At 74.8% G+C, this 24045-nt stretch carries 22 protein-coding genes; 15 read left to right on the forward strand and 7 right to left on the reverse strand.

Annotation, left to right across the window (positions count from 1 at the left end; translation table 11 throughout):
- Positions 1 to 5: 5 nt before the first annotated feature.
- Entirely contained in the window at positions 6 to 437 is a 432-nt protein-coding gene (locus P3T27_RS17710; RefSeq protein ID WP_280679489.1) for a pyridoxamine 5'-phosphate oxidase family protein, read from the reverse strand.
- A 202-nt stretch (positions 438 to 639) separates the two neighbouring features.
- Between P3T27_RS17710 and P3T27_RS17715 the strand changes: the two genes are divergently transcribed.
- The 13 genes from P3T27_RS17715 to P3T27_RS17775 all read left to right on the forward strand — a co-directional run bounded on the left by P3T27_RS17715 (position 640) and on the right by P3T27_RS17775 (position 14851).
- Positions 640 to 1494 carry a hypothetical protein gene (locus P3T27_RS17715; protein WP_280679491.1) on the forward strand — a complete coding sequence of 285 codons (855 nt, stop codon included), beginning with the start codon at positions 640 to 642 and terminating at the stop codon, positions 1492 to 1494.
- Positions 1495 to 1681: 187 nt separating this feature from the next.
- On the forward strand, positions 1682 to 2254 hold the full coding sequence (locus P3T27_RS17720) for a hypothetical protein (RefSeq protein WP_280679493.1): 573 nt from the start codon (positions 1682 to 1684) through the stop codon (positions 2252 to 2254).
- Positions 2248 to 3192, forward strand: a complete 945-nt coding sequence (locus P3T27_RS17725) for a hypothetical protein (RefSeq protein WP_280679495.1) — start codon at positions 2248 to 2250, stop codon at positions 3190 to 3192. Before P3T27_RS17720 ends, P3T27_RS17725 begins: the two co-directional genes overlap by 7 nt.
- A gap of 199 nt (positions 3193 to 3391) precedes the next feature.
- Positions 3392 to 4246 (forward strand): SAF domain-containing protein, encoded by an 855-nt coding sequence (locus P3T27_RS17730; RefSeq protein ID WP_280679497.1) that lies wholly within the window; start codon positions 3392 to 3394, stop codon positions 4244 to 4246.
- Positions 4246 to 5526, forward strand: a complete 1281-nt coding sequence (locus P3T27_RS17735; RefSeq protein WP_280679499.1) for a hypothetical protein — start codon at positions 4246 to 4248, stop codon at positions 5524 to 5526. Before P3T27_RS17730 ends, P3T27_RS17735 begins: the two co-directional genes overlap by 1 nt.
- Positions 5516 to 7207 (forward strand): CpaF/VirB11 family protein, encoded by a 1692-nt coding sequence (locus tag P3T27_RS17740; RefSeq protein ID WP_280679501.1) that lies wholly within the window; start codon positions 5516 to 5518, stop codon positions 7205 to 7207. Before P3T27_RS17735 ends, P3T27_RS17740 begins: the two co-directional genes overlap by 11 nt.
- Entirely contained in the window at positions 7204 to 8166 is a 963-nt protein-coding gene (locus P3T27_RS17745; protein ID WP_280679503.1) for a type II secretion system F family protein, read from the forward strand. Before P3T27_RS17740 ends, P3T27_RS17745 begins: the two co-directional genes overlap by 4 nt.
- Positions 8163 to 9041: a hypothetical protein gene (locus tag P3T27_RS17750; RefSeq protein ID WP_280679505.1), complete on the forward strand. Its 879-nt coding sequence runs from the start codon at positions 8163 to 8165 to the stop codon at positions 9039 to 9041. The genes P3T27_RS17745 and P3T27_RS17750 overlap by 4 nt, the downstream gene beginning before the upstream one ends.
- A gap of 49 nt (positions 9042 to 9090) precedes the next feature.
- Positions 9091 to 9378 (forward strand): hypothetical protein, encoded by a 288-nt coding sequence (locus P3T27_RS17755; protein ID WP_280679508.1) that lies wholly within the window; start codon positions 9091 to 9093, stop codon positions 9376 to 9378.
- A 35-nt stretch (positions 9379 to 9413) separates the two neighbouring features.
- Entirely contained in the window at positions 9414 to 9791 is a 378-nt protein-coding gene (locus tag P3T27_RS17760; RefSeq protein WP_280679512.1) for a TadE/TadG family type IV pilus assembly protein, read from the forward strand.
- The gene (locus P3T27_RS17765; protein ID WP_280679514.1) at positions 9788 to 10282 is read left to right on the forward strand and encodes a TadE/TadG family type IV pilus assembly protein; all 495 of its coding nucleotides are present in this window, start codon (positions 9788 to 9790) and stop codon (positions 10280 to 10282) included. The genes P3T27_RS17760 and P3T27_RS17765 overlap by 4 nt, the downstream gene beginning before the upstream one ends.
- A 163-nt stretch (positions 10283 to 10445) precedes the next feature.
- Entirely contained in the window at positions 10446 to 10892 is a 447-nt protein-coding gene (locus P3T27_RS17770) for a hypothetical protein (protein ID WP_280679516.1), read from the forward strand.
- A complete protein-coding gene (locus P3T27_RS17775) occupies positions 10892 to 14851 on the forward strand; it encodes a BTAD domain-containing putative transcriptional regulator (protein WP_280679518.1) in 3960 nt (1319 codons plus the stop codon). Before P3T27_RS17770 ends, P3T27_RS17775 begins: the two co-directional genes overlap by 1 nt.
- 74 nt (positions 14852 to 14925) lie before the next feature.
- Here the strand turns inward: P3T27_RS17775 and P3T27_RS17780 are convergent, their stop codons facing one another.
- Together P3T27_RS17780 and P3T27_RS17785 are read right to left on the reverse strand one after the other, a co-directional pair.
- Positions 14926 to 15213, reverse strand: a complete 288-nt coding sequence (locus P3T27_RS17780) for a hypothetical protein (RefSeq protein ID WP_280679520.1) — start codon at positions 15211 to 15213, stop codon at positions 14926 to 14928.
- 15 nt (positions 15214 to 15228) lie between these two features.
- On the reverse strand, positions 15229 to 15750 hold the full coding sequence (locus P3T27_RS17785) for an HAD domain-containing protein (RefSeq protein WP_280679522.1): 522 nt from the start codon (positions 15748 to 15750) through the stop codon (positions 15229 to 15231).
- A 159-nt stretch (positions 15751 to 15909) separates the two neighbouring features.
- Here P3T27_RS17785 and P3T27_RS17790 point away from each other — a divergent pair, with 159 nt between their 5' ends.
- Positions 15910 to 18135 carry a hypothetical protein gene (locus tag P3T27_RS17790; protein ID WP_280679524.1) on the forward strand — a complete coding sequence of 742 codons (2226 nt, stop codon included), beginning with the start codon at positions 15910 to 15912 and terminating at the stop codon, positions 18133 to 18135.
- A gap of 106 nt (positions 18136 to 18241) precedes the next feature.
- Here P3T27_RS17790 and P3T27_RS17795 read toward each other — a convergent pair whose 3' ends face one another.
- From P3T27_RS17795 to P3T27_RS17810, 4 genes are all read right to left on the reverse strand, one after another.
- Positions 18242 to 19612 carry a S53 family peptidase gene (locus P3T27_RS17795; protein WP_280679526.1) on the reverse strand — a complete coding sequence of 457 codons (1371 nt, stop codon included), beginning with the start codon at positions 19610 to 19612 and terminating at the stop codon, positions 18242 to 18244.
- Between the two features lie 235 nt (positions 19613 to 19847).
- A complete protein-coding gene (gene fabG, locus P3T27_RS17800) occupies positions 19848 to 20618 on the reverse strand; it encodes a 3-oxoacyl-ACP reductase FabG (protein WP_280679749.1) in 771 nt (256 codons plus the stop codon).
- A 94-nt stretch (positions 20619 to 20712) separates the two neighbouring features.
- Entirely contained in the window at positions 20713 to 21915 is a 1203-nt protein-coding gene (locus P3T27_RS17805) for a thiolase family protein (RefSeq protein WP_280679528.1), read from the reverse strand.
- Positions 21916 to 21986: 71 nt separating this feature from the next.
- Positions 21987 to 23150, reverse strand: a complete 1164-nt coding sequence (locus P3T27_RS17810; RefSeq protein WP_280679530.1) for an acyl-CoA dehydrogenase family protein — start codon at positions 23148 to 23150, stop codon at positions 21987 to 21989.
- Positions 23151 to 23288: 138 nt separating this feature from the next.
- Here P3T27_RS17810 and P3T27_RS17815 point away from each other — a divergent pair, with 138 nt between their 5' ends.
- Positions 23289 to 23957: a TetR/AcrR family transcriptional regulator gene (locus P3T27_RS17815; RefSeq protein ID WP_280679532.1), complete on the forward strand. Its 669-nt coding sequence runs from the start codon at positions 23289 to 23291 to the stop codon at positions 23955 to 23957.
- Positions 23958 to 24045 lie beyond the last annotated feature (88 nt).

Below are 24045 nucleotides of genomic sequence, written 5' to 3' on the forward strand. Positions count from 1 at the left end.
ATCTGTCAGGGGGTGCGGACGCGGGGTGTGAGATCGGGGAACAGCCGGCGGCCGCTGACCAGCTCAGGCGCCAGCGAGACGAACATCGGCTCCGGGTCCCCGACCCACGGCCGCAGACCGGACCGCAGCACCCGCCGCACCTGCTCGGGCTCGCGCACCACGTCGGCCCGCCCGTGCACCAGCACGCTCCAGCCGGTCCGGGTGACCGGGTCCAGCAGGTCCGCCTGGAAGGCCACCACCGTGCCGTCAAGCCCGCGCGCGGTGGCACTTCCCCGGCGCACGGCGAGTACCAGTCGCCCGTCCAGTACCTCGAACGAGACCGGTAGTACGGCCGGCAGCGCGTGCTCGGTGTACACCACGCGCCCGACGGGCACGGTGCTGAGCAGCCGCAGGCACTCGGCCTCGCTCAGGGTCTCCACACGGTCCTCACGCTCCATGCGTCCGATCGTCCTCCGGTCGGCGCGCGCGTCGATAGGGCCCATGGTCCCTGAGCGGACGGGTCGGGAGCCCCGTCGGCGGCCGCCCGGAGCGGTAGCCTGCCCGGCGGCGGTACGGTACGCGCCCCTGCGCACCACGGCAGCGGTGGGCGCGGCGGGCGGACCCGGGTGCGCCGGGGCCGGCGAGGGAGGGGGCGTGCGGATGGCGGGCGGGGTCGACCTGGTGGTGATCGGGGCGGACGGCGGGCCCGATCGGGGCTTCGGTGGTTCGGCGCTGGCGCCGGACGGCGCCCGGCTGCTCGCACAGGTGCTGCCCGGGATGTGCTTCGACGTCGGCGCGGCGGGCTGCCGGGTCACCGAGGTGGCGCCGGACGCGGACGCCAACGCGATGCTCACCGCCGTCCGGGACGCCGCCCAGCACCCCGGCCGGTGGCTGGTGGTCTGCCTGGTCGGCCAGTTGGCGGTCGATCCGCGCGGACGGCGGCTCGCCCTGGTGACCGGCGGCAGCACCGCCGACAACGCCTATCGGCGCGGCCTGGCCTGGGACTGGGTGGTCAGCGCGATGGTGCACGGCGACCAGGAGGAGGCGCTGCTGCTGGTCGACGCGGTGGCCGACCGGGACACCTGGGCGGCGCTGGAGCGCGGTGGCGGCGAGGACGGCGCGGGCGAACTGCTGGCCTACCCACGCGTCCCGCTGTGGGGCCGGGTCGGCCGCTACACCCCGGGCAGACGCGGCCGGGACGCCGTACTGCCGGGTGGCGAGGGCTCGTTCAGCCACGCCCTCACCACCGTGCTCCGGCAGGGCGTCCCGGGTGCTCCGGCCGCCGTCGCCCCGCTGGATCTCCAGCCGTCCGTCGCCGCGCTGCTCGACGGGGGCGATGGGTCGGGTAGTTCGGGTGCGCCGGGCGCGCGCCTGCTCGTTCCGCCGCAGGGTGGGCGCCTGTTGATGCGCAATCGGGCCGCGGTTCGGGGCGCATTGGCCGGATTGTCGCTTTCCGAAGAACTGTTGGCCGTTCTGTGGCGGGAAAGTGCCCCGACGGAACCGCCTTCCGCGTAAGGTCAGGGGGCCTGAGGTGTTGCCGTGATGGGGTGGGTTGGCGAAGAATCGATCCCCAGCGGAAACACCGGCGGGACGGCGGAATTCTTCCGGCGGCCACGGATCACGGATCGGTCGGTCGCGACGAGGTGGGGCGATGCGGCAGCGCGGAAATGTGTTGCGCCCTGGGGCGGTTGGGGTCGGTGGGGTGGTTCTGGTGTTGCTCCTCGGCGCTTGCGCGAGCAGCGGTGCCGATGGTTCCGTCGATCGTCTCGGGACGGCTGCGCCCAGTGTTGCGGGAGTGGCTCCGGTAACTCCTTCGAGTGGTTCGGTAAACGATTCGATCGCGCCGACCGAAGGTCCGGAAGGTGCCATGGGTCGGCTGGCTCTGAAGACGTATCAGGACTGGTGGCAGGCTCAGACCGAGGCCTTCGGGCGGTCGGATTCGGACGGATTCGCGCTGGAGACGTACTCCTCCGGGCGGGCCCTTGCCGACACCCTCGTCAGTCTCGGCCAACTGCGTGACGCCAAACTGGTGATGACCGGTACGCCGCGCAATTCGGCGGTGGTCAAGGCCGTCGACCTGAAAGCCGATCCGCAGACCGCGGTGATCGAGGACTGCGTCGACGTATCGGGCTGGCACCGCGTCGACGCCGTCACCCAGGTGGCAAAGGATCCGGGCGCCCGACTGAACCGCTACGTCGCGACCGCGTCCCTGCGCTGGTTCCAAGCACGTTGGCTGATCTACGACTTCAAGCGGGAGGTGGACCGGACATGCTGAACACGCGTAAACCGGCCCGGCGATTCGCGATCCTCGCGCCGTTGTCCGCCGGGTTGCTGGTGGCCTCGGCGGTGACGGCGGTGGCGGACGAACCGCCGAGCGGAGGCGCCGAACAATGTTATCCGGACGTGATCTGTTCGGGGGTCAACTCCGGCGGCACGAAACCGAATCCCGAACCTTCACAGCCCGGCGGTGGCGGCGGTGGCAGCACCGCTGACGGCCCGCTGCTGTGCAGCTACCACGACCAGCAGTGGCCCTGCCACGACCCGGAGCGCGGCTGGTTCAACAGCGGCGTCGGGTGCTACTTCCGCCCCCTGGACAACCCGCCCGCCGAGGGCGCCCCGGAGTGGCAGGGGCACAAGCCGTCCGAGGGCGCGCTCTACTCGAAGGTCTGCCCGCAGACGGGAGGCGGGCAGGACGGCGCCGAGATCGTGTTCGAGGCCACCTCGCCGGCCGGGCCGCCGGCGCTGAACCTGGTGGACGTCGGTTACGGGTTCGCCCACGAGATGCGCTTCCCGAAGCCGGCGGCGGGCGTCGCGCCCAAGGGCACGGCGGTGGTGAAGGCGCCGGTCTGGCTCTGGCTGGACGGCGTCGCGGCGCCCGCGCCCAAGACGCTGTCCGTCCCGGGCGCCTCGGTGACCGTCACGCCCGTGCTGAGGAGCGTGACCTGGAGCTTCGACAAGGACGTCTCGGTGACCTGTGACACGGCCGGGACGCGGTACGACCCCGCGTACGGCGCCGCCGCGTCACCGGACTGCGGCTACCAGTTCGCCGTCGGCTCGGGCACCAAGAAGAGCGGCGTCTTCGACGGGACGGTGACGGCGAACTGGGTGGGCCAGGTCGTGGTCACGGGGCCGAACGCGAAGACCTTCGACGTCAAGATGCCGCAGTCCTCGAAGTTCACGCTCAAGGTCGCCGAGGTGCAGGTCCTCAACTGACCTGCGGGCGGCGGCGATCCGAGCGCCGACAACCCCACCATCGACAACCCCACCATCGACAACCCCACCATCGACGACCCCAGCATCGACGACCCAGCACTGACGACCCGGAACGAGCACGAGCACGAGGGAAGGGCGGAACCCGGTGGAGAACCGTACATTCGCGACGCCGGGATCCGGCACACCCGCAGGGGCCGCGGTGTCCGTGGCGGTCCCGGACCAGGGCCAGGGGCCGGGCCAGGCTCCCGGCGGCGGCCCGAGCAGGGGCAAGGGCAAGGGGCACGCCGCCCCGCACGCCCCCGGCCGGACGCTGCGGGCCCGGCGGCGCCGTCCGGCGGTGCTGGCGATGGCGGTCGCGCTGATCGCCGCCGGCGGCCTGGGCGGCGCGGTGCTCTACAACAGCACCGGCCAACGGGTCGCCGTACTGGCGCTGGCCCGGGACGTCCCGTGGGGTCAGGTGATCACCGACGACGACCTGGTGGTGGCCCGGATCGCCGGCGACCCGGCGCTGCGGCCGCTGGCGGCCACGGAACGGGAGAAGACGGTCGGCATGCGGGCCGCCACCGATCTCAAACGCGGCGCGATGCTCACCCGGGCCGACGTCGCGCAGGCGCTTCTGGTGCAGCCCGGCCAGATCGTGGTCGGCGTCTCGGCCAAGCGCACCCAGCTGCCCGCCGGTCGGCTCCAGCCCGGGCTGCAGATCGTCGTGGTCTACACCCCGGACAACAACAAGGCCGACTCGATGCCCGCGACGGTCATCACGGTCGGCCGGGTGGACACCGACGGCAGCCAGGTGATCGACGTGGCCGTCGGCGCGGCGGACGGCCCCCGGTTGGCGCAGTGGGTGGCCGGCGGGCGGATCCAGGTCCTGCTGGCGCCGCGCGCCGCCGCGGCGGGCGGTGCGGCCGGGACGGGCGGCTCGGGCGCGGTCGGCGGCACCGGTGGCACCGCCGCGCCGACGGCCCCGCCGACCGGTGCGGCCTCCGGGGCGCCCGCCGGTGCGGGCACGGCTCCCGCGGCCCCCGTGCCCCCGACCGGGGCGGGTGGCGCCTGATGGCGGTGATCGCGGTGGTCGGCGGTCCGGGCGCGCCCGGCGCGACCACGACGGCCCTGGCCCTGCTGCTGGCCTGGCCGCTGTCGCCCGGACGGCGCGTCCTGCTGGTGGAGGCCGACCCGGACGGCGGCGCGGTGCTCGCCGGCGCCCTGGAAGGCCGGGTCGACGCGGTGTACGGGCTGCGCAACCTGGCCGTCGCCGACCGGCGCGGACTGCTCGCCCAGACCATCTGGGAGCAGCTGATCGACCTCTCGCCCGAGGGCACCGCCGAGCGGCTGCTGCTGCCCGGCCTGACCGACCCCACCCAGGCCCCGGGCCTCGCCTACACCTGGGAGCCGCTCGCCGACCTGCTGCACGGCCTCGAACCACAGGGCTACGACGTCATCGTGGACCTCGGCCGCTCCGGCGCCACCGGTGTGAGCGCGGTGCTGGCCCGCCGGGCGGACGTGGTCGCGGTGACCGTCCGCACCACGCTGCGCGGCCTGAGCTCGGTCCGGCCCCGGCTGTCCGCGCTCGCCGAGGACCTCGCCACGGCCGGCACCGGGGTGGACGCGCTCGGGCTGCTGCTGGTCGCCGAGGGTCCCTACTCGGGGGCGGAGGTGTCGCGCGAGTTCGGCGTGCCGCTGCTCGGGCTGCTGCCGCACGCCACCCGCACCGCCCGGGTGCTCTCGGACGGCGGTGACATCACCGACCGGCGGTTCATCCGCTCGGAGCTGATGCGGACGGCGCGGTCGGCGGCGGACGAGGTGCAACTGCTGGTCCGCCGGCGGCGCCAGCGGCTGGCGCCGACGGCCGCGCCGATCCCGGCCCAGGCCCAGATCACCGCCCAGGCCCAGGCCCCGGTGCCGCCCCAGGCCCAGGTCCTGACCCCGACCCCGGCGGCGTACGTGGAGACGGCGGCGTACGCGGAGACGGCGTGGGGGAGCGCCGAGGGGGAGCAGCCCTCGTACACCCCGCCGCAGCCGGTCGCGCCGGTGATCGTCACCGGCCCGGTGGCACCGCTGGCCGGGCTGGCCCCCCAGCCGGCCGCGCCGGCGCCGTTCCCGTCGCACGTCCAGTCGCCGCAGCCGCCGCCGTACGGGCAGCAGGTCGCGTACACCCCGTACGGCCGGCAGGCCCCGTCCGATCAGCGGCCCCCCTCCGTCCGGCAGGAGCCCGAGGACGAAGGCCGGTACCCGCTCCAGCAGCCCGCCGTGACGCCCGACCAGGCGCAGCCGAACGGTGTGCAGTCGAACGATCCGCAGCCGTACAACCCCGGGGAGGTGCTCCGTGCGCGGTAGCCCCCTGCACCAGCACCCCGAGGCCGACCCGGCCGCGCTGCCCTGGGCCACCCACGTCCAGGCCCAAGCCCAAGCCCAGGTCCAGGCCCAAGCCCAAGCCCAAGCCCAGGTCCAGGCCCCGATCCAGGGCCCGGCACCCGCCGCCGCGCCGCCGCAGGCCTACCAGCCGGGCCCGGTCGCCCCGCAGCCCGGGCCGCAGCCCGTGCCGCCGTACGCCCACCAGGGCGGCGCGGCCACGCCCACCGCCGTGCCCTCCCAGCTGCCCTCGCTCGACCTGCGTGGCGCCGCCACCCGCCCGGCCGTCGACCCGCAGGTGGCCCGCGAGCTGAAGCGCCAGGTCGCGGCCGAACTGCACCAGCAGATCACCCGGTTGACCGCCACCTCGGGCGCCGAACCGGACCGCGCCACCCGCCGCCAGCGCGGCCGGGCGCTGATCGAGGAGGCGGTCGCCCGCTGGTCCGACGCCTACGCGCAGACCCACGGCATCCCGCCCACCCGGGAGCAGGACCGCGCCCTCGCCGAGGCCGTCTTCGACCTGCTGTTCCGGGCCGGGCGCCTCCAGCCCTACCTGGACGACCCGGAGATCGAGAACATCCTGATCAACGGCTGCGACGACGTCTGGGTCTCCCGGGTGCACCAACCCCTGCGCCAGGTCCCGCCGGTGGCCGACAGCGACGCCGAACTCGTCGAACTGCTCCAGGACCTGGCCCGCCAGCACGGCGGCGGCGAGCGCAGCCTGTCCACCGCCAGCCCGACCCTCGCGCTGCGCCTGGAGGGCGGCATGCGCCTGCAGGCGCTCACCGAGGTGACGCCCCGCCCGTACGTGGCGATCCGGCGCCACCGGGTGGCCTCGGCGACGCTGCCGGAGATGGTCGAACTCGGCACTCTGGACAGCACCTTGGCCGCCTTCCTGGCCGCCGCGATCCGGGCCCGGAAGAACGTGATGATCACCGGCACCCAGGGCGTCGGCAAGACCAGCCTGCTGCGGGCGATGGCCGCCGAGATCCCGCCGGACGAGCGGATCGGCACCCTGGAGTCGGAGTTCGAGCTGTGGCTGCACACCCTCGGCCACCTGCGCCAGGTCGTTCCGATGGAGGCCCGCGAGGGCAACGGCGAGCGCGTCGAGGGCCGCCTGGCGGGCGAGTTGAGCATCGGTGACCTCATCCCGGCGGCGCTGCGGATGACGCTGTCCCGGATCATCGTCGGCGAGGTCCGCTCCGGCGAGGTCGTGCCGATGCTGCGGGTCATGACCAACGGTGAGGGCGGTTCGATGTGCACCCTGCACGCCCGCGGCCCGCACATGGTCGTCGACCGCATCGCCGAACTCTGCCTGGAATACGGCTCGCACATGACCGACTCGCTCGCCTACCGGCTCACCGCCAACGCCCTGGACCTCATCGTGCACGTCACCATGGTCGACGAGACCGCCGTCGGCGGCCGTCGGCACCGCTTCGTCTCCCACGTCCTGGAGGTCACCGGCCTCGGCGAGAGCGGCCGGCCCGCGCTGAACACCGTGTTCGGCCCCCGGGTCGACCTCGGCGAGCCGCGGGCCGTCCCGCACACCCCGCCGCAGTGCCTGGACGACCTGCGCCGGGCCGGCTTCGACGCCGCCCTGCTCGGCTCCCGGTACGGGGGCTGGGCCACCCCGCTGCAGCTGCGGATCGGCGGTGGCGCGCGATGATGCTGCTGTTCGCCCTGTGCGGGCTGGCGGTCGCGGGCGGCCTGGTCGCCCTGGTGGCCTGGGCCCGCGGGAGCGAGCCGGCGGACGAGGAGGAGACGCCGCAGCGGGAGGGCCCGCCGGCCGGCCGCGCCCACGTCCTCTGGTACGGCGCGCCCGGCGCCGGCTCGGCCCGGGTCGTGCGGCTGCGCCGGATCCAGCTGCCGCTCGCGCTGATCGGCGCCCCGCTCGGCTGGCTGTTCACCGGCATCCCGCTGACCGCGCTGCTGGTGCCGCTGGCCGTGTTCGGCCTGCCCTGGCTGTTCGACACCACCCGCCCGGACACCCGCCGGATCGAACGCCTGGAGGCGCTGTCCGAGTGGACCCAGCGCATCGCCGACGTGCTGCTGCTCGGCGTCGGCCTCAACCAGGCCATCGTCACCAGCCGCCGCACCGCCCCCGCCGCCCTGGAGGAGGAGATCGGCGAGCTGGCGGCCCGGCTACAGGCCCGCTGGCGGCCCGAGGAGGCGCTGCAGGCCTTCGCCGACGGCCTCGCCGACGCCACCGCCGACAAGGTGCTCGCCGCGCTCGTGCTGCGCTCCGGCGACAGCGGCCCCGGCCTGGCCCGGGCGCTGTCCGACATGGCCGACTCGGTGCGCGAGGAGGTCCGCCAGCGCCGCGCCATCGAGGCCGACCGGGCCAAGCACCGCACCACCATCCGCTGGCTGGTCGGCATCATCGTGCTGGTCGTCACGGTCGGCTCCTTCAACACCGAGTACACCCGCCCGTACGGGACGCTGCTCGGCCAGATCGTGCTCGCCGTGGTCGCCGCGCTGTTCGTCGCGATCATCGCCTGGATGCGCGCGCTCGCCTCGCACCCGCCGGTGCCCCGGCTGCTGACGCCGGACCGGCGCAGCAAGGGCGGGCGCCGCGCCCCGGTGCGCGAGGACGCCGCCGTCGAGCAGCTCGGGGAGGTCCGGTGATCTCCCCCTGGTCCGTGCTGGCCGGGGCCGTCGCCGCCGGCGGCCTCGCCCTGCTGATCGCCGAACTGCGGCCCGCACCGCCCGACCTGCGCCAGGCCCTGGACCGGCTGCACCGCACCCCCGCCGAGCGGGACGCGGACCCGGACGAGCGGCCGCGCTGGTACGACCGGATCGGCGAGCGCTCCGTCCACCTGCGCGGGGTGTCGGTCCCGCACCGCGAACTCGCCCTGATCGGCCGCACCCCGGCCCGGTTCATGGTGCACAAGCTGCTGTTCGCCGTGATCGGCCTGGCGCTGCCCGCCTACCTGGGCGCGATGGCCGCGCTGATGGACGTCGGCCTGCCCTTCGCCCTGCCGCTGCTGGCCGGGCCACTGCTGGCCGGCCTGCTCTGGTTCGTCCCCGACGCCATCGTGCGCGGGGAGGCCAAGGAGGCGCGCACCGAGTACCTGCACGGCATCGCCGCCTACCTGGAACTCGTCGCCCTGGAACGGGCCGCCGACTGCGGGCCCGCCGAGGCGCTGCGCCGCGCCGCCGCGGTCGGGCGCGGCACCGTGTTCCGCCGCATCCGCGACGCCCTCGACCGCGCCGCCACCGACCGGCTCCCGCCCTGGGCCGGACTCGACGCGCTGGCCGAGGAGTTGGGGCTCAGCCCGCTGCAGGACGTGGCCGACATCATGCGGCTGTCCGGCACCGACGGCGCCGCCGTGTACGACACCCTGCGGGCGCGCGCCAAGGGCCTGCGCGGCGAACTGCTCGCCGAGGACCTCGCCCGCGCCAACGCCGACAGCGAGCGGATGGTCGCGCCGGGGGCCGCCCTGACCCTGCTGATGACCGTCCTGATCGTCTTCCCCGCACTCCATCAGATGCTCAACTGACGCCCTTCGCCGTGCATCTGACACCACACCACACCACCGGGAGACCCGAATGACCGTCCGACTCGCCCGCCTGGCGGGCAGGCTGATCCGGCCCGTCCTGCTGCCCGTGCAGTTCGCCCTGCTGTTGTTCACCCTGCGGCTGGGCCGGCTGCGCGCCGCCCGCGCGCGCGGCGACCGCGGCGCCATCAGCATCGAACTCGCCCTCGCCATCATCGCGTTGGTCTTCGTCGCGGGCGCCGTCGCGACCGCGCTGTACCTGCTGAAGGACAAGGTCGTGCAGAAGGTCGAGCAGGACCCGAACATGCCGGGCGCGGGTGCGGGTGGCGCCACCAAGTGACGTACCGACCCCGCCGTCGCGGCGACCGGGGGTCGATGAGCGTGAGCCTCGCCATCGTCTTCCCGGTCGTCCTGGTGCTCCTGCTGCTCGTCGTCCAGGCCGCGCTCTGGTGGTACGACCGGCAGCTCGCGCTCACCGCCGCCCGGGAGGGCGTGGACGCCGGCCGGGTGCAGGGCAACGCGACGGACGAGGCGAAGAACGAGGCGGCGGGCCGGCAGGCCAGCGACTTCCTCGACCGGCAGGGCGTCCGCTCCTACACGGTGACGACCGACGGAAGCACGCCCGAGCTGATCCGGGTCACGGTGGCGGTGCGGCCGCCGCTGCTGATACCCGGGCTGTCGGCACCCTCCCTCCGGCAGTTCGCCGAGGCGCCGCGCGAGCGGTTCGTCCCGCCCGCGGTGGTGCGGCCGTGAGACGGCGGACCCGCGCCCCGCGCGCGTCGGCACCGCGGCCGGCGCGCCTGCCCGCGTGGTGGCCCGGGCGGCGGGGCGACGGCGGCGGGATCGCCATCGAGGCGGCGATCGTCGTGCCGGCCGTGGTCGGGCTGGTCCTGGTGGCCGTCGCCGCCGGACGGGTGCAGACCACGGCCGGCACGGTCGAGGCCGCCGCCCGCGCGGGCGCGCGCACCGCCTCGCTGCAGCGCAGCGTCGACGGGATGGTGCAACCGGGCCGGGAGTCGGCCCTCGCGACGCTGCGCCAGCAGGGCGTGTCCTGCCGCAACGGGGACGTCCAGGTGGTGCCGGGCGAGTTGGACCTGCCCGGCGGAGCCGTCACGACCGTCAAGGTCACGGTGGTGTGCGACGTCGAACTGGCCGACCTGCTCGGCGGACCGTCCGGCGTACCCGTGACGAAGCACCTCGTCGGCGAGTTCACCTCGGTGGTGGACCGCTACCGGGGCACATGACGGCCCGGGAGGGCGCCCGGCGGGACACGGGCCACAACGGGGGATTGGGGACGGCCCGCGCGGGGGAGACGCAAGCGGAGAGCGCTCGGGGGATGACGCAACGGGACCGAGGGGCGCCCGGTGGGGGCCGGTGGGGAGAACGAGTGCGGAAGGGGCAGGGGGGATGAGAGTGCCGTTCAGGGCGCGGCTTCGGCGCCGCTCCGACCGGGGCGCGGTCGCCCTCTTCGTGGCGATCTGCGCGGCCTACGTCGTGCTCGTCATCGCCCTGGTGATCGACGCCGGCGGCCGGTTGCGGGTCGCCGAACGCACCGACGCCTACGCCCAGGAGGCCGCGCGGGTCGGCGGACAGCAGCTCGACCAGGCCGCCGTCCTCCAGGGCAAGGGCTTCAGGATCCAGCAGGACTACGTCCGGCAGGCCGCCGACGCCTACCTGGCCCTGTACGGCCTGCGGGCCGGCGAGGTCGAGTTCTCCGGCGACGGCAAGGTCGTCACCGTCACCGTGCGGGCCGACTTCCGGCCCGTCCTGCTGGGCTCACTCGGGGAGCGGAAGGTAACGGGCAAGGGCAGTGCGACCCTCGTCCACGGAGTCGAGAAAGCGGAGACCGACTGATGGCCGCGCCACGTGCCAAGGACCAGGCCCGAACCGCCCCGGGCCGGGCTCGAACCGCCAACGACCGGGCCCACACCGGACACCGGGCCGCCGGCCGGCCCGCCGCCCCGGCGCCCCGCCCACCGCGCGGGCGCGGCCGCGGCGCCGCCCTGATCACCGCACTCGCCGCGCTGGTCACCCTGCTCGCCCTGCTGCTCGGCGTCCCCGCGCTGCTGCTCTACGGCACCCGCGCGGTCGCCGCGATGGGCGAGGTCGCGCCGGAGGGCGTCGGCCAGGCGCTCACCGGTCCGGACGACGGACGGCTGTTCCTCTGGCTGCTGGTCGTGGTCGGCTGGCTCGCCTGGGCCTGCTTCGCGCTCTCCGTCCTGCTGGAGATCCCCGCCCAGTTGCGCGGCCGGATCGCCCGCCGCATCCCGGCCTTCGGCTGGAGCCAGCGGCTCGCGGCCGGGCTGGTCGGCTCGGTGTTCGCGCTGATGCCGGTCGCCGGCTCGGCCTTCGCGGCCGCCCCCGCCCACACCGTCACCGCCCCGGCCCAGTTGACCGCGGGCGTACAGCGCGCCGCCCTGCCCGCCGCCCAGTCCGCGCCCGCCCTGGCACCCGCCGCCGAGCAGAACCCCACGTACACCGTGCGGGACAGCCGGCCCGCCGACAGCCTGTGGTCCATCGCCGAGAACCAACTCGGCTCCGGCGAGAGGTGGGTGGACATCGCCAAGCTCAACGACGGCCGGGTGATGGACGATTCCGGCATCCGCTTCGACGCCGACCGGCCGATCCAGCCGGGGTGGTCGCTGCTGATGCCGGGGGACGCCAAGGCGGACGAGGCGAAGGCTCCGGCGCCCGCCTCCGGTACGGACGCCGCGCCGGCGCCCGGCGCCGGGTCGGCTTCAGGGGCGGCGTCCGGCTCTGCGCCCGGGTCGGCGCAGGCGCCGCAGTCCGGGACGGAGCCGGGTGCGGGCGGGCACGCGACGGTGACCGTGCAGGCCGGGGACAGCCTGTCCGCCATCGCCCAGCGGGAGTTGGGGGACGCCGAGGCGTGGCCGAAGCTGTTCGAGGCGAACAAGGGGGCACAGGCGCCGGACGGGGAGCCGCTGACCGATCCGGACGTGGTGGTACCCGGGATGGTGCTCACCGTGCCGGGGGCCGCCGCTCCCGCGCCCGCCTCCTCGCCGGCTCCGGCTCCGGCTCCGGCTCCGGCGCCTGAGCCTGCTCCTGCGCCTGCCCCTGCCCCGGCCCCCGCGCCGACCCAGGTGGCGCCCTCCCAGGCCGCGCCGAAGCCGGCCACCCCGGCGCCCACCCAGGCGCCCGTCCACGCGCCCGCCCCCGCCGCGCACGCCGAACCGGCCGCCGGCGACGACTACTCCATCGCCCTCACCGCCTCCACCGTCGGCGTCCTGCTCGCCGCCGTCATGGTCGGCATCGTCGCCCACAAGCGCGGCACCCAGCAACGCGCTCGCCGCCCCCGGCACCGCATCGCCATGCCCGCGGCCGAGGCCGCCGCCTTCGAGAACGAGCTCAGGGCCCGCCAGGACGACGCCGGCCTCGACCTGCTCGACCGCGCACTGCGCACCATGGCCCGCAACACCGTGCGCGGCGGCAAGCGGCTGCCCGCCATCGTCGCCGCCCGGATCACCCCCGGCCACACCATCGAACTGCACCTCTCCGGCCCGGCCACCCCGATCGCGCCGTTCCGCGCCGCGCACGCCGCCAACGTCTGGTGGTGCAGCCCCGACTCCGGCGACCTGCTCAGCGCCGCCCAGGCCCGCAAGACCGCCGCGCCCTACCCCGCCCTGGTCACCCTCGGTACCTCGCCCGACGGCTCGGTCGTCCTCGCCGACCTGGAGGCCGTGCGGCTGCTCCACCTCTCCGGCCACCCCGACGACGCCCGCGACATCCTGCGCACCCTCGCCATCGAACTCGCGCACAGCCCGCTCGCCGACCGGCTCCACCTGCACCTGGTCGACCTCGCCGAGGAGGTGCCGATCAGCGGCCCGGCCGCCGAGCGCGTCCACCGCCACCCCACCCTGGAGGCCGCGCTCGCCGCACTCGGCCCGCGCACCGCCAAGGCCCGTGCCACACTGGTCGCCGCCGAGGCCGCCAGCCCGCGCGACGCCCGCAGCCGGGGCCAGGCCGACGAGTCCTGGATCCCCGAGATCGTGCTCTGCGCCCAGCAGCCCGACGGCGACATCCCGGCCGAACTCGGCCGCCTGCTCGACGCCCGCCCGCGCACCTGCGTCGCCGTGATCACCCGCGCCCCCGAGCGCGGCACCGGCCCCGTCGCCCGCTGGACCCTCCCGGCCACCGGCCAGGCCGCCATCCCCGGCCTGCACCTCACCGTCGAACTCCAGCGGCTCAGCGACCAGCAGTACGACCAGGTAGCCGAGCTGCTCCGGGCCGCCGACGACCTCACCCAGCACCCGGCCCCCGCCTGGACCCTGGACGGTCCCGGGTCCGACCCGGACACGGACGACGCCGACACCGCCGAACTGCCTGCCGCCGTACCGGTGCTGGCCGCCGTCGGCGCCCCGGCGGTCGGCGCGCAGGACGGTACGGACACGGCCTCCGGGCCTCGGCTGCTCGCCCGGGGCATCGGCACCGGCGCCAGCCCGTTCGCGGGCACCGACCCGGCGACGCCGGTACCGGCCCCGTCGGCCGGACCGGGGCGGTACGCGGTCAACGGGCAGGGGCGGCAGGCCGCGTCCGCCGAGACCGGGACGGAGATCGGGAGCGGGACGGAGGCCGGGAGCGGGATCGGAACGGAGGCCGGGAGCGGGACGGAGGCCGGGAGCGGGACGGAGGTCGGGACGGAGGTCGGGACCGTGGCCGAGCAGGCCGTCGACGAGGCCACCCGGGACCTGCGCCGTCCGGGCGCGGCGGAGGCGGCGGAGGAAGCCCCGGCGGCCGTCCAGCCCGTCCAGCCCGTCCAGCCGGTCGTGCCCGCGCCGCGCGCCGAGCCCGCTCCGACGCACCAGCCTGCGCCCGCGCCCACCGGCGCCGACCCGCGCATCCCGTCCCGCCCGGAGCCCCTGGCTGATCCCGGGCCTGGCGCCGCGTCCGAGTCCGCGTCTGCCGCCGAGCCCGCCGCCGGAGCCGTCGCCGAGCCCGGCCCCGCCGCGGCCCTGGTCGCCCAGACCACCCCCGGGCGCAGCGACAGCGACGACCTGCTCGCCATCCTCCGCTCCCCGGAGGCGCACGCCACCCGCAATGCCCCCCGAATCCGCCTGCTCGGCCCGGTCGACGTCGCCGGGGCCCTCGGCACCGCCGAAACCGGCGCGCTGCCCCGGCTCACCGAACTCGCCGTCTACCTCGCGCTGCGGCCCGGCGCCGACCACCACGCCCTCGACCACGACCTCCACCCCGGTGCCGCCCACCTCGACCCGCACCCCACCGCGGCCGACGCCAAGAGCCCGCTACCCGGCAAACTCGCCGACCTGGCAGCCTGGTTCGGGACCTCGCCCGAGGGCCGCGCCTTCCTGCCCACCGACACCACCGACGGCTACTCCTTCACCCCGGTCGTCACCTGCGACTGGGACGAGTTCCGCAGCCTCTACCGGCGCGGCATGCGCAGCACCAGCGCCACCGCCGACGCCGCCCTCGCCCATGCCCTGGCCCTGGTGCGCGGCGCCCCGTTCGCCGAGGCCCCGCCCGCCTCCTACGGCTGGGCCGAGGCCGAACGCCAGGACATGATCGCGGCGATCGTCGACACCGCCCACGAACTGGCCGCCCGCCGCCTGCAGTACGGCGACCACCGCAGTGCCGAGGCCGCCGTGTTCCGCGGCCTCGCCGTCGCCCCGGACGTCGAGCTCCTGCACCGGGACCTCTTCTACGCCTACGCCTCGGCCGGTGCCCGCGACCAGCTCCTGCGCGCCGTCAACCGCCTCGACGCGCTCAGCCGCCGCACCGGCCGCGACCTCGACGCCGACACCGTCGCCCTCCTCCGCGATCTGCTCGCCGGTTCCTGACCCGGCCCGTTTCGCTGCCCGGCCGCCCCTCGGAGCGGCCGGGCAGCGACACGCGGGCGGGGTGCTGTGTCCGGTCAGCCCGGGCAGGCGCACCGGCCGTCGGCGGCACGGGTGGTGGCGGTGTGGACGTCCCGGACGGCGGCGGCCGGGAACCGGGCGACCGCGACACCCACCCGCTGAGGGTCCGCCGGGGTCCGGGCGACGACGTCGACCTGCCGCTGTTCCTCCTGCGTGGCCCGGGCCAGCACGCTGAAGAGGTACGCCCCGTCCTCGACGCCGTATCCGTCCGCCCACAGCTCGATCAGCACCCCGCCGTCCAGTGCGACGTGCCAGGGCAGTGGTGGTCCGGCGGCGTAGTCCATGGCGGGGGAGTGTAGTCAGACTGACCGCAGCCAGGCGTCCAGGGTGGCGAAGTCGGCGTCGGTGAGGCCGCGTTGGTGGTCGACGCGGTGGAGGAGCGTGGGAGCGAGCGAGTGGGCCGAGACCCAGCGGCGGTCGGCGGCGGTGATCTCGTCGTCCACCCAGGCGAACGGGCGGCCGGCGGCCCGGGCCACCAGTGCGCGGGTCTTCCAGTGCAGGCCGACCGGTTCGTCGTTATTGGCCACCGGCCAGTCCAGAACGGGGAGTTGAGGCAGGCCGAGCCAGGGGGAGAGGCAGGCGTTGGCGTCGGACATCCAGGTCGTCGCCCAGACCAGTTCACAGGGCAGGTTCAGCAGGCGTCGGCCGAGTGCCGGATCGACGCGGGCCAGCAGGGGGTTGGCATCCGGGCCTGAGCCGGGGCCTGGGCCGGTGGCGTACGGGCCGCGGTAGGTGGGGTAGCCGCCCGGGGGCGGCGCGCCGAACGGGATCAGTGGTCCGTCGATGTCGAGGAACAGAAGAGGTACGCCGAGGCCTGCCATGACGGCACGATAGCGGGCCGTGTGGCGCGCTGATCGGAGACCCGGCCTGGATCGGGTGTGCCGGGATCTCGTAGGGTGGCGCAACGGGAGTGGTGGCAGGCACCACACAGCAAGGGCATCAGACGCCGCGAAGCGGCGGGGTGGGGCGGTGACCAGAAGATGGCGGAGACGACAGCTGTCCCAGGAGGCCCCGAACCGGCAGCGGACTCGGGCCCGTGGGACGCCGTACCGCCGCCGCGCATCCCGGCGGAGGAACACCCGCCCGGGCCCGCCGCGCTGTACGAGCCGCCGCCCGCGCCGCCGGTCCCGCCGTCCGCCCCGGTGGGCCCGGCCCCGCTGCCGGCCGCGCCCACCGGATGGACCGTCACCGGCATGCCCGTCGTGAGCGTGCCGCCCTCCGCGGCCACGCCGCTGCCGTTCCCGGCACCGGGTGCGGGTGCCTCCGGTGCGGGCGGGCTCGGGGCGGCGCCGCGCGGACGGATCCTGGTCGTCGAGGGCGGCTACGGCAACTCCGGGCGCCGCACCTGGGGCCGTGGTGGTCCCGCCCAGGCGTCGGTGCTGTCCGCGATGCTCGCGGCCGTCTCGCCGCAGGTGCTGCTCGCGGCGGACGCGGTGGACGCCGTCCACCTGCCCGGCGCCAGTGACCCGCACACCGTCCTCGCCCACCTGCGCGCCGCCTCCCGCCACCCGGGGCCGCTGCTCGTCCATCTGGGCGGGCACATCGTCGCCGACAAGCGCGGCGGCCAGCTTCAGCTCACCCTGCGCGACTCCAAGCAGGACGGTCTGCCCTGGCAGGCCGTCGCCGCCGAGCTGGGCCACCGCCCGGCCGAGTGGCAGACCCTCGTCATCGCCGACCTGAGCGCCGACCAGAACGCGTGGCCGTACCTCCAGGGCGCCGTCTCGCCGCTCAGCGAGGGCATTCCGCTGTGGGCCGTCGTCAGCCCGGACCCGGAACAGATCGGCACCTTCACCCGCGCCCTGATCGAGGCGCTGCACGGCGGCCGCCCTGGCGCGGGCGACGTGCTCGCGCCCGAGCAACTGCGGCAGCAGGTGTACTCGGTGCTGCGGCCGGACGTCATCATCCTGGCCACGCACGCCCCGGACCGCCCGGTCTTCCGCAACACCGCCCGCCGTGGCGACGGTCTGTCGGACGTCGTGCCGTCGGTGGCCGACGCCGTGTCTTTCGCCGAGGCCGTGCCTTTCGCCGAGGCCGTGCCTTTCGCCGAGGCCGTGCCGCCGGTCGACGCCGCGCCGTCCGAGCCACCTGCACCGTCCGAGCCACCTGCACCGTCGGTGCCGCCGGCGGCACCGGCGCCGCTGGTGCCGGGCCAGGCGGAGCCGTGGGACGCCGTCGTCGAACCGTCCGTGGCCGCCCCGGTCCCGGCTCCGGCCCTGGCCCCGGTGGCCGAGGCCGGACTGGTGAGCCTGGTCAAGCCCGGTGTGCCGCCGACCCCGCCCCGGCCGGCCCGCCCGGTCAGCCTGCTGAAGGCGCAGCCCGCCGACTCGTCGGGCGTGACCCTGCGCAAGCTCGCGCCGGCGGACGAGGTGCCCGAGGTGCCCGAGGTCGTCGAGGTCGTCGAGGCCGTGGAGTCGGCTGCGGGCGTGTCGCTGGCCAAGCTTCAGCAGCCGGAGCCGGAGCCGGAGCCGGAGCCGGAACCGGAACCGACGGAGCAGCCGGAGCCGACGGATGCCGTCCCGGTCACGGCGGAACCGCAGGACGCCGTCCCGGCGCAAGCTCCTCTGGCAGACGAGGTCCCCGCAGACTCGGCGCTGGCGGTGGAGGCGCCGCAGGACGCGGCGCCGGCCGACGACGAGGCCCCCGCGGACGAGGCCCCCGTGGACGCGGTGCCGGTCGATGCGGTGCAAGTCGACCCGGCGCCCGCTGACGCCTCGGTGTCCGTTCCGCCGCGCGCCGACTACCGGGAGGTCATCGGCCGGATCGTCCGCAGCGCGGATGCTGGGGACCACGGTGCCGCCACCGACCTCGCCTTCGCCCTCGAACTGGAGGCGATCGCCGAGCACGGCGCGGTCTCCGAACCGGTCCTCCAGGTGCGCCAGGTCCGGGCGCACGTGTGCCGTCTCGCGGGTCGGCCCGCCGAGGCCGCCGACATCTACCGAGAGGTGGCGCTGACGCTGCTCCGCTCGCAGGGCCCGGACCACCCGGAGACGCAGCAGGCGGCCACCAACGCCGAAGCCTGTTGGCGCTCGATCCCCGACCGGGCGGCGGCCCTCCGGATCGCCCCGGAGATCATCGAACTCCGCGCCTTCCTCCCGGGCCGGGACGGCCGCAAGCTCCGCGCCGCCGAGCGCTACCTCGCCCAGCTGGCCGCCGCTCCTGCCCCTGCCCCTGCCGCCCCCGTCCCCTCCCCGGCGGACCGCGTCTGACACCTCGGCCGGACAGCTGACAGAGAACAGAAGACAGAAAACAGCGAACAGATAACAGATTTCGAAATCTGTTATCTGTTCGCTGTTAGTTGTTACCTGCTACCGGTCACCGACCGGCGATGGCGTGAACGAACTTGGCGCCGTTGATGGTGCCGAGGCCGCTGGAGAGGTCGTAGCCCTCGGTGGCGGTGTAGCCGGTGACGCCGTTCCAGGAGTTGTCGCCCTCCTTCACGTCCTCGATGCCGCTCAAGCCGCTCGGGAGCAGGTTGAGGCCGTACAGGCGCCAGTTGAGCTGGCCGAGGCGGTGGCCGGCGAGCTGGTCGGCGAGGGCGACGACGCCGGAGAACAGCGGGGTGGCCTCGCTGGTGCCGCCGGTGAGGTGCCAGCCGACGGCGGTCGGGTCGTAGGACTCGTAGGTCCAGGCGGCGCCGTCGACGGCCGCGCTCATGCTGATGTCGGGCGTACCGCGGTGGTTGCCGGTGACGTTGGCGACGCCGGCCTGGTACCACGGGCGGTCGAAGATGCCCGAGACGCCACCGCCGCCGGCGCCGGACTTGTCGTGCCACACCTTGTCGGGCGCGGTGCGCGCGCCGTTGTCGTCCAGGGTGAGCTGGGTGCCGCCGATGGAGGTGACCAGCGGGTCGGAGGACGGCCACGAGTTGACCTTGTACGGGTACAGGTCGGTGCCGTTGGTCTGCGCGTCGGTGGCGCCGTTGTCGCCGGAGGCGGCGAGCACGGTGACGTTGCGGTCGGCGGCGGCCTTGAAGGCGTAGCGCAGGTCGGTGAGCGACTTGAAGTCGCCCTTGTCGTAGCCCGGGAAGGTGTTCTCGGTGGCGCCGAAGCTCTGCGAGATGACGTCGCCGCGGCCGGCCTTGATGAGGGCCTGCTCGGCGTCCATCATCTCGGGCAGGCCGGTGGTGCCCTCGGTCTCGGCGACACCGGTCTCGACCAGGACGATGTGGGCGTCCGGGGCGATGGCGTGGGCGTACTCGACGTCCAGGGTGGTCTCGCCGGCCCAGCCGGTGTGGTCGGGGTTCTTGGGGTCGAAGACGGGGACGTTGCCCCACTTGACCACCTCGACCTGGGTGTCCTGGATGCCCCACTGCTTGTCGAAGACCTCCAGGTCGTGCTGGATGGTCGGCGAGCCGAAGGAGTCGACGATGACGATCGTGCGGCCCTTGCCGGTGACGCCCTCCTGGTACAGCGGGTTCAGGTTGTAGGCGTTGCGGTACTGCAGCGGCGAGTAGCAGTGGATGCCGATCTGGCTGACGCACTGGGTGGTGCTCAGCGGAGCGACGCGCGCCTGGGCGTTGTGGTGCCCGAAGGAGGCCGGGCGGACGTGGACGCCCGCGAGGTCGTGTGCGGGGGCGGCGGTCGCGGCGCCGACCGCCGGTACGGCGATGGTGCCGGCCGTGAGGGCGGTGGCCCCGACGGCGAGCAGAGCCAGGGCGCGGCGAAGGGGGGCGGGGCTGCCCATGGGACTCCTTGGGACGCAGGGCCCGACCTGGTCCGGTCGGGTGGTCCGGCCATCCCATCGATTGTCGCATGATCATGCCATAGTCATTTGGTGGGGTCGTTTGATCAAGGACATGGTCATGCTCGGCCACGCGAAAAGGTAAAGGCCGTCCCAGGTGAAGGTAACCTCGCACCTGGGACGGCTATGTGATGACACGTCAGTACGATCGTCAGAATATCTGATGACCCTGCCGGGGCTACCGGGCCCCGCCGTTGACGTACAAGGTCTGCCCGCTGACGTAGGAGGCGTCCTCGCTGGCAAGGAAGGCGACCACGGAGGCGATCTCCTCCGGCTGCCCCACCCGGCGCAGCGGGGTCCGGGCGGAGACCTCCGCCTGGTGGTCCTCGGCCGTGCTGCCGACCCGCTCGGCGGTGGCCGCGGTCATCGCGGTGGCGATGTACCCGGGGGCGACGGCGTTGACGTTGATGTTGAACGGGCCCAGCTCGATCGCGAGGGTCGCGGTGAGCCCCTGGATGCCGGCCTTGGCGGCCGCGTAGTTCGCCTGGCCCCGGTTGCCGAGGGCGGAGCGCGAGCTGAGCGAGACGATCTTCCCGTACTTCTGCGCCACCATGTACTTCTGCGCGACGTGGCTGCAGTTGTACGCGCTGGTCAGGTTGACCGTCAGCACCGCGTCCCAGTCGGCCTTCGGCATCTTGAAGAACAGGTTGTCCCGGGTGATCCCGGCGTTGTTCACCAGGATGTGCACCCCGCCGAGATCCGCCGCGACCTGCGCGAACACCGCCTCGACGGCGTCGTAGTCGGCCACGTCGCAGCCGTACGCTCGCGCGGTGCCGCCCGTGGCGGTGATCTCCGCGACCGTCCCGGCCGCCCGTTCGGCGGTGAGGTCGAGGACGGCGACCGTGGCGCCCTCCGCGGCGAGTCGGCGGGCGGTGGCCGCACCGATGCCCTGCGCCGCGCCGGTCACGACGGCCACCCGGCCCGCGAACCTGCGCGCGTGGCCCGTCACTTCACCGACCTCGTTCACTTCACCGACCTCGTTCACTTCGCCGGCTCCGCTCGCCGCAGTCACTTCAGTCACTTCAGTCACTTCCGGTGCTCCCTCAGAGGACGTTCTCGACGAGGACGGCGGTGCCCTGACCGACGCCCACGCACATGGTGGCGAGGCCGCGCCGGGCGCCGGTGCGGCGCATCCGGTGCAGCAGGGTGGTGAGGATGCGCGCGCCCGAGCCGCCCAGCGGGTGGCCGAGCGCGATCGCTCCGCCGCTCGGGTTGACCAGTTCGTCGGCCTGTTCCGGGTCGAACCCGAGGCCGTCGGCGGAGGCCAGGGCCTGGGCGGCGAAGGCCTCGTTCAGCTCGGCGGTGTCGAGGTCGGCGAGCGACCAGCCGGCCCGGCCGAGCACCTTCTGCGTGGCCGGCACCGGGCCGATTCCCATGATGTCGGGGTGCACCCCGGCGGAGGCGCCGGCCACGTACCGGCCGAGCGGCCGCAGCCCGAGCTCGCGCAGCGCCTCCTCGCTGACCAGGACCAGCCCGGCCGCGCCGTCGTTCATCGGCGAGGCGTTGCCGGCGGTGACGGTGCCGCCGGGGCGGAAGGCGGGCTTGAGGCGGGCGAGCTTCTCCAGGCTGGTGTCCTCGCGGATGCCCTCGTCCTGGCCGACCGTCACGCCGTCGGGCCGCTCGACCGGGATCAGCTCGGCGTCGAAGTGGCCGTCCTTGCGGGCGGCGGCGGCCCGTTGGTGGCTGCGCAGCGCGAAGGCGTCCTGGCGCTCCCGGCCGATGCCGTACCGGCTCGCCACCTCCTCGGCGGTCTCGCCCATGCTGAGCACGCCGTGCAGGTCGGCCATCCGGGGGTTGGTGAGCCGCCAGCCGAGCCGGGTGTCGTAGGTCTCGATCCGGTGCGGCAGGGCCTCGTCGGGGCGGGGGAGGACGAAGGGGGCGCGGGTCATCGACTCGCAGCCGCCGGCCAGGACGACGTCCGCCTCGCCGGAGCCGATGGCCCGGGCGGCGAGGGTGACGGCCTCCAGGCCGGAGGCGCACAGCCGGTTGACGGTGGCGCCGGGGACGGTCTCCGGCAGGCCGGCCAGCAGGACGGCCATCCGGGCGGCGTTGCGGTTGTCCTCGCCGGCCTGGTTGGCGGCGCCCCAGTAGACGTCGTCGATGCGGGCGGGGTCGAGGGTGGGGACGTCGGCGAGCAGGGCGCGCAGCACGGTGGCCGAGAGGTCGTCCGGGCGGACCGTGGCGAGCGCTCCGCGCAGCCGGCCGATGGGTGTGCGGCGGGCTGCGGCGAAGTAGACGGGACGCACGTCGTCGGGCTCCTTAGCAGACGGAACAGCGGTGTTTTCAGCGGGTGTTGACGTGTTGTCGGAACGTGTGGTCAGAACGCGTCGACGCCGGTCAGGGCGCGGCCGATGAGCAGTTGGTGGATCTGGCTGGTGCCCTCGTAGAGCGTCATGACCCGGGCGTCGCGCAGGTACTTGCCGACCGGGTACTCGTCGATGAAGCCGTAGCCGCCGAACACCTGGAGCGCGTTGTTGGCGGCCCGGACGGCGGCCTCGCTCGCGTACAGCTTGGCCACCGAGGACTCGGTGGCGAACGGCAGGCCGCGTTCGATGTGGTCGGCGACCTTCCAGGTGAGCAGCCGGGCGGCCTCGACGTCGACGGCGATGCCGGCCAGCAGCTCCTGGACGAGCTGGTGCGAGGCGATCGGCTTGCCGAACTGCTCGCGCTCGCCGGCGTAGCGGACGGCGGCCTCCAGGCAGGCGCGGGCGATGCCGACGCACCCGGCCGCGACCGACATCCGGCCCTTGGTCAGCGCGGACATCGCCACCCGGAACCCCTTGCCGACCTCGCCGAGCCGGGCGCTGTCGGGCACCCGGACGTTGTCGAGGGCGAGTTCGGCGGTGGCCTGACCGCGCAGTCCGAGCTTGCCGTGGATCTCGGTGCGGGTGAAGCCGGGCAGCCCGGTGGGCACGAGGAAGGCGGTGATGCCCTTGTGGCCCTGGTGCTCGGGATGGTCGCCGCCGGTGCGGGCGAAGACCAGGGCGACGTCGGCCCAGGTGCCGTTGGTGATGAACGTCTTGGCGCCGCTGATCAGCCAGTCGTCGCCGTCCCGGACGGCGCGGGTGGTGAGGTTGGCCGCGTCGGAGCCGGTGCCGGGCTCGGTGAGGGCGAAGCAGCCGAGCGCCTCGCCCGAGGTGAGCCGGGGGAGCCAGTGCCGTTTCTGCTCCTCGGTGCCGTAGCCGTTGACCGACTTGGCGACCAGGCCGAGCGTGACCGAGACGATGCCGCGGACGGCCGAGTCGCCGCGGCCGAGCTCCTCCAGGACCAGGCAGTACGCGAGGTGGTCGCCGCCGCTGCCGCCGTACTCCTCGGGGATGGTGAGGCCGAGGAAGCCGAGTGCGGCGAGTTTGCCGATGATCGCGCGGTCGACGGACTCGGCGCGGTCCCACTCGGCGGCGTACGGCGCGATCTCGCGGTCGGTGAAGGAGGCGGCGAGGTCCCGGACGGCGCTCTGCTCCGCGGACAGCTCCAGGTTCACGGCGGCTCCCGATCCCTTAAACTAGCGCTGCAAGTTTTATGGAGGGACTGTAGCCCCGGCCGGCCCGCGCTGGGAAGGGGCACCTGTCAGAATCGGTCGCCGCCCCACCCGACCGGAGGAACCGGAGGACGTACCCCGATGGCCCGCCCGCGCACCCCGCTGCTCAGCCGCGAGCGCATCGTCGCCGCCGCTCTGCGACTGATCGACGCCGAGGGCCTGGCGGCCCTCTCCACCCGCCGCCTCGCCACCGAACTGTCGGTCAGCGGGCCCTCGCTCTACAACCACGTCGCCACCAAGGACGAACTGCTGGACGCGGTGGTGGACAGCGTGATCGGCGAAGTCGACCTGTCGATGTTCGGCGCCCCCGGCGGTCGGGCGACGCCCTGGCCGGACGCGCTGCGCGACTGGGCCCGCTCCTACCGCGCCGCGCTCGCCGCCCACCCCAACATCGTGCCGGTGCTCGCCCAGGGCCCGGGCCGCCGGCCGAACGCGCTGCGCCTGGCCGACGCCGTCTTCGGCCACCTGGTCGAGGCCGGCTGGCCGCGCGGCCAGGCCACCCGGATCGGCGCGCTGATGCGCTACTTCGTCACCGGATCGGCGCTGGCCTCCTTCGCGGCCGGCTTCCCCGCGGACGCCGAGGTGTACGACGCGGCCGACTACCCGCACCTCGGCGAGGCGCACCGGCTGGCCGGACACCGCGGGACGGTGGACGAGGGCGCCTTCGAGACGGGCCTGGAGGCACTGCTCGACGGGCTCGTCCTGCGCTTCGAGCGCCTGGCCGAACGCCCGCAAGCCGGGCCGTCGTAGGCCGAACGCCCGCAAGCCGGGCCGTCGTAGGCCGAACGCCCGCAAGCCGGGCCGTCGTGGGCCGAACGCCCGTAGGCGGGGCAGTCGT

It is taken from the genome of Kitasatospora sp. MAA19 (genome assembly GCF_029894125.1).
Lineage (GTDB): Bacteria > Actinomycetota > Actinomycetes > Streptomycetales > Streptomycetaceae > Kitasatospora.

What these genes read in the sequence shown, in the direction of transcription:
- P3T27_RS17710 (WP_280679489.1), bottom strand. Translation starts at nt 437, where the DNA reads ATGGAGCGTGAGGACCGTGTGGAGACCCTGAGCGAGGCCGAGTGCCTG.
- P3T27_RS17715 (WP_280679491.1), top strand. Translation starts at nt 640, where the DNA reads ATGGCGGGCGGGGTCGACCTGGTGGTGATCGGGGCGGACGGCGGGCCC.
- P3T27_RS17725 (WP_280679495.1), top strand. Translation starts at nt 2,248, where the DNA reads ATGCTGAACACGCGTAAACCGGCCCGGCGATTCGCGATCCTCGCGCCG.
- P3T27_RS17735 (WP_280679499.1), top strand. Translation starts at nt 4,246, where the DNA reads ATGGCGGTGATCGCGGTGGTCGGCGGTCCGGGCGCGCCCGGCGCGACC.
- P3T27_RS17745 (WP_280679503.1), top strand. Translation starts at nt 7,204, where the DNA reads ATGATGCTGCTGTTCGCCCTGTGCGGGCTGGCGGTCGCGGGCGGCCTG.
- P3T27_RS17755 (WP_280679508.1), top strand. Translation starts at nt 9,091, where the DNA reads ATGACCGTCCGACTCGCCCGCCTGGCGGGCAGGCTGATCCGGCCCGTC.
- P3T27_RS17760 (WP_280679512.1), top strand. Translation starts at nt 9,414, where the DNA reads ATGAGCGTGAGCCTCGCCATCGTCTTCCCGGTCGTCCTGGTGCTCCTG.
- P3T27_RS17770 (WP_280679516.1), top strand. Translation starts at nt 10,446, where the DNA reads ATGAGAGTGCCGTTCAGGGCGCGGCTTCGGCGCCGCTCCGACCGGGGC.
- P3T27_RS17775 (WP_280679518.1), top strand. Translation starts at nt 10,892, where the DNA reads ATGGCCGCGCCACGTGCCAAGGACCAGGCCCGAACCGCCCCGGGCCGG.
- P3T27_RS17780 (WP_280679520.1), bottom strand. Translation starts at nt 15,213, where the DNA reads ATGGACTACGCCGCCGGACCACCACTGCCCTGGCACGTCGCACTGGAC.
- P3T27_RS17785 (WP_280679522.1), bottom strand. Translation starts at nt 15,750, where the DNA reads ATGGCAGGCCTCGGCGTACCTCTTCTGTTCCTCGACATCGACGGACCA.
- P3T27_RS17790 (WP_280679524.1), top strand. Translation starts at nt 15,910, where the DNA reads ATGGCGGAGACGACAGCTGTCCCAGGAGGCCCCGAACCGGCAGCGGAC.
- P3T27_RS17795 (WP_280679526.1), bottom strand. Translation starts at nt 19,612, where the DNA reads ATGGGCAGCCCCGCCCCCCTTCGCCGCGCCCTGGCTCTGCTCGCCGTC.
- P3T27_RS17815 (WP_280679532.1), top strand. Translation starts at nt 23,289, where the DNA reads ATGGCCCGCCCGCGCACCCCGCTGCTCAGCCGCGAGCGCATCGTCGCC.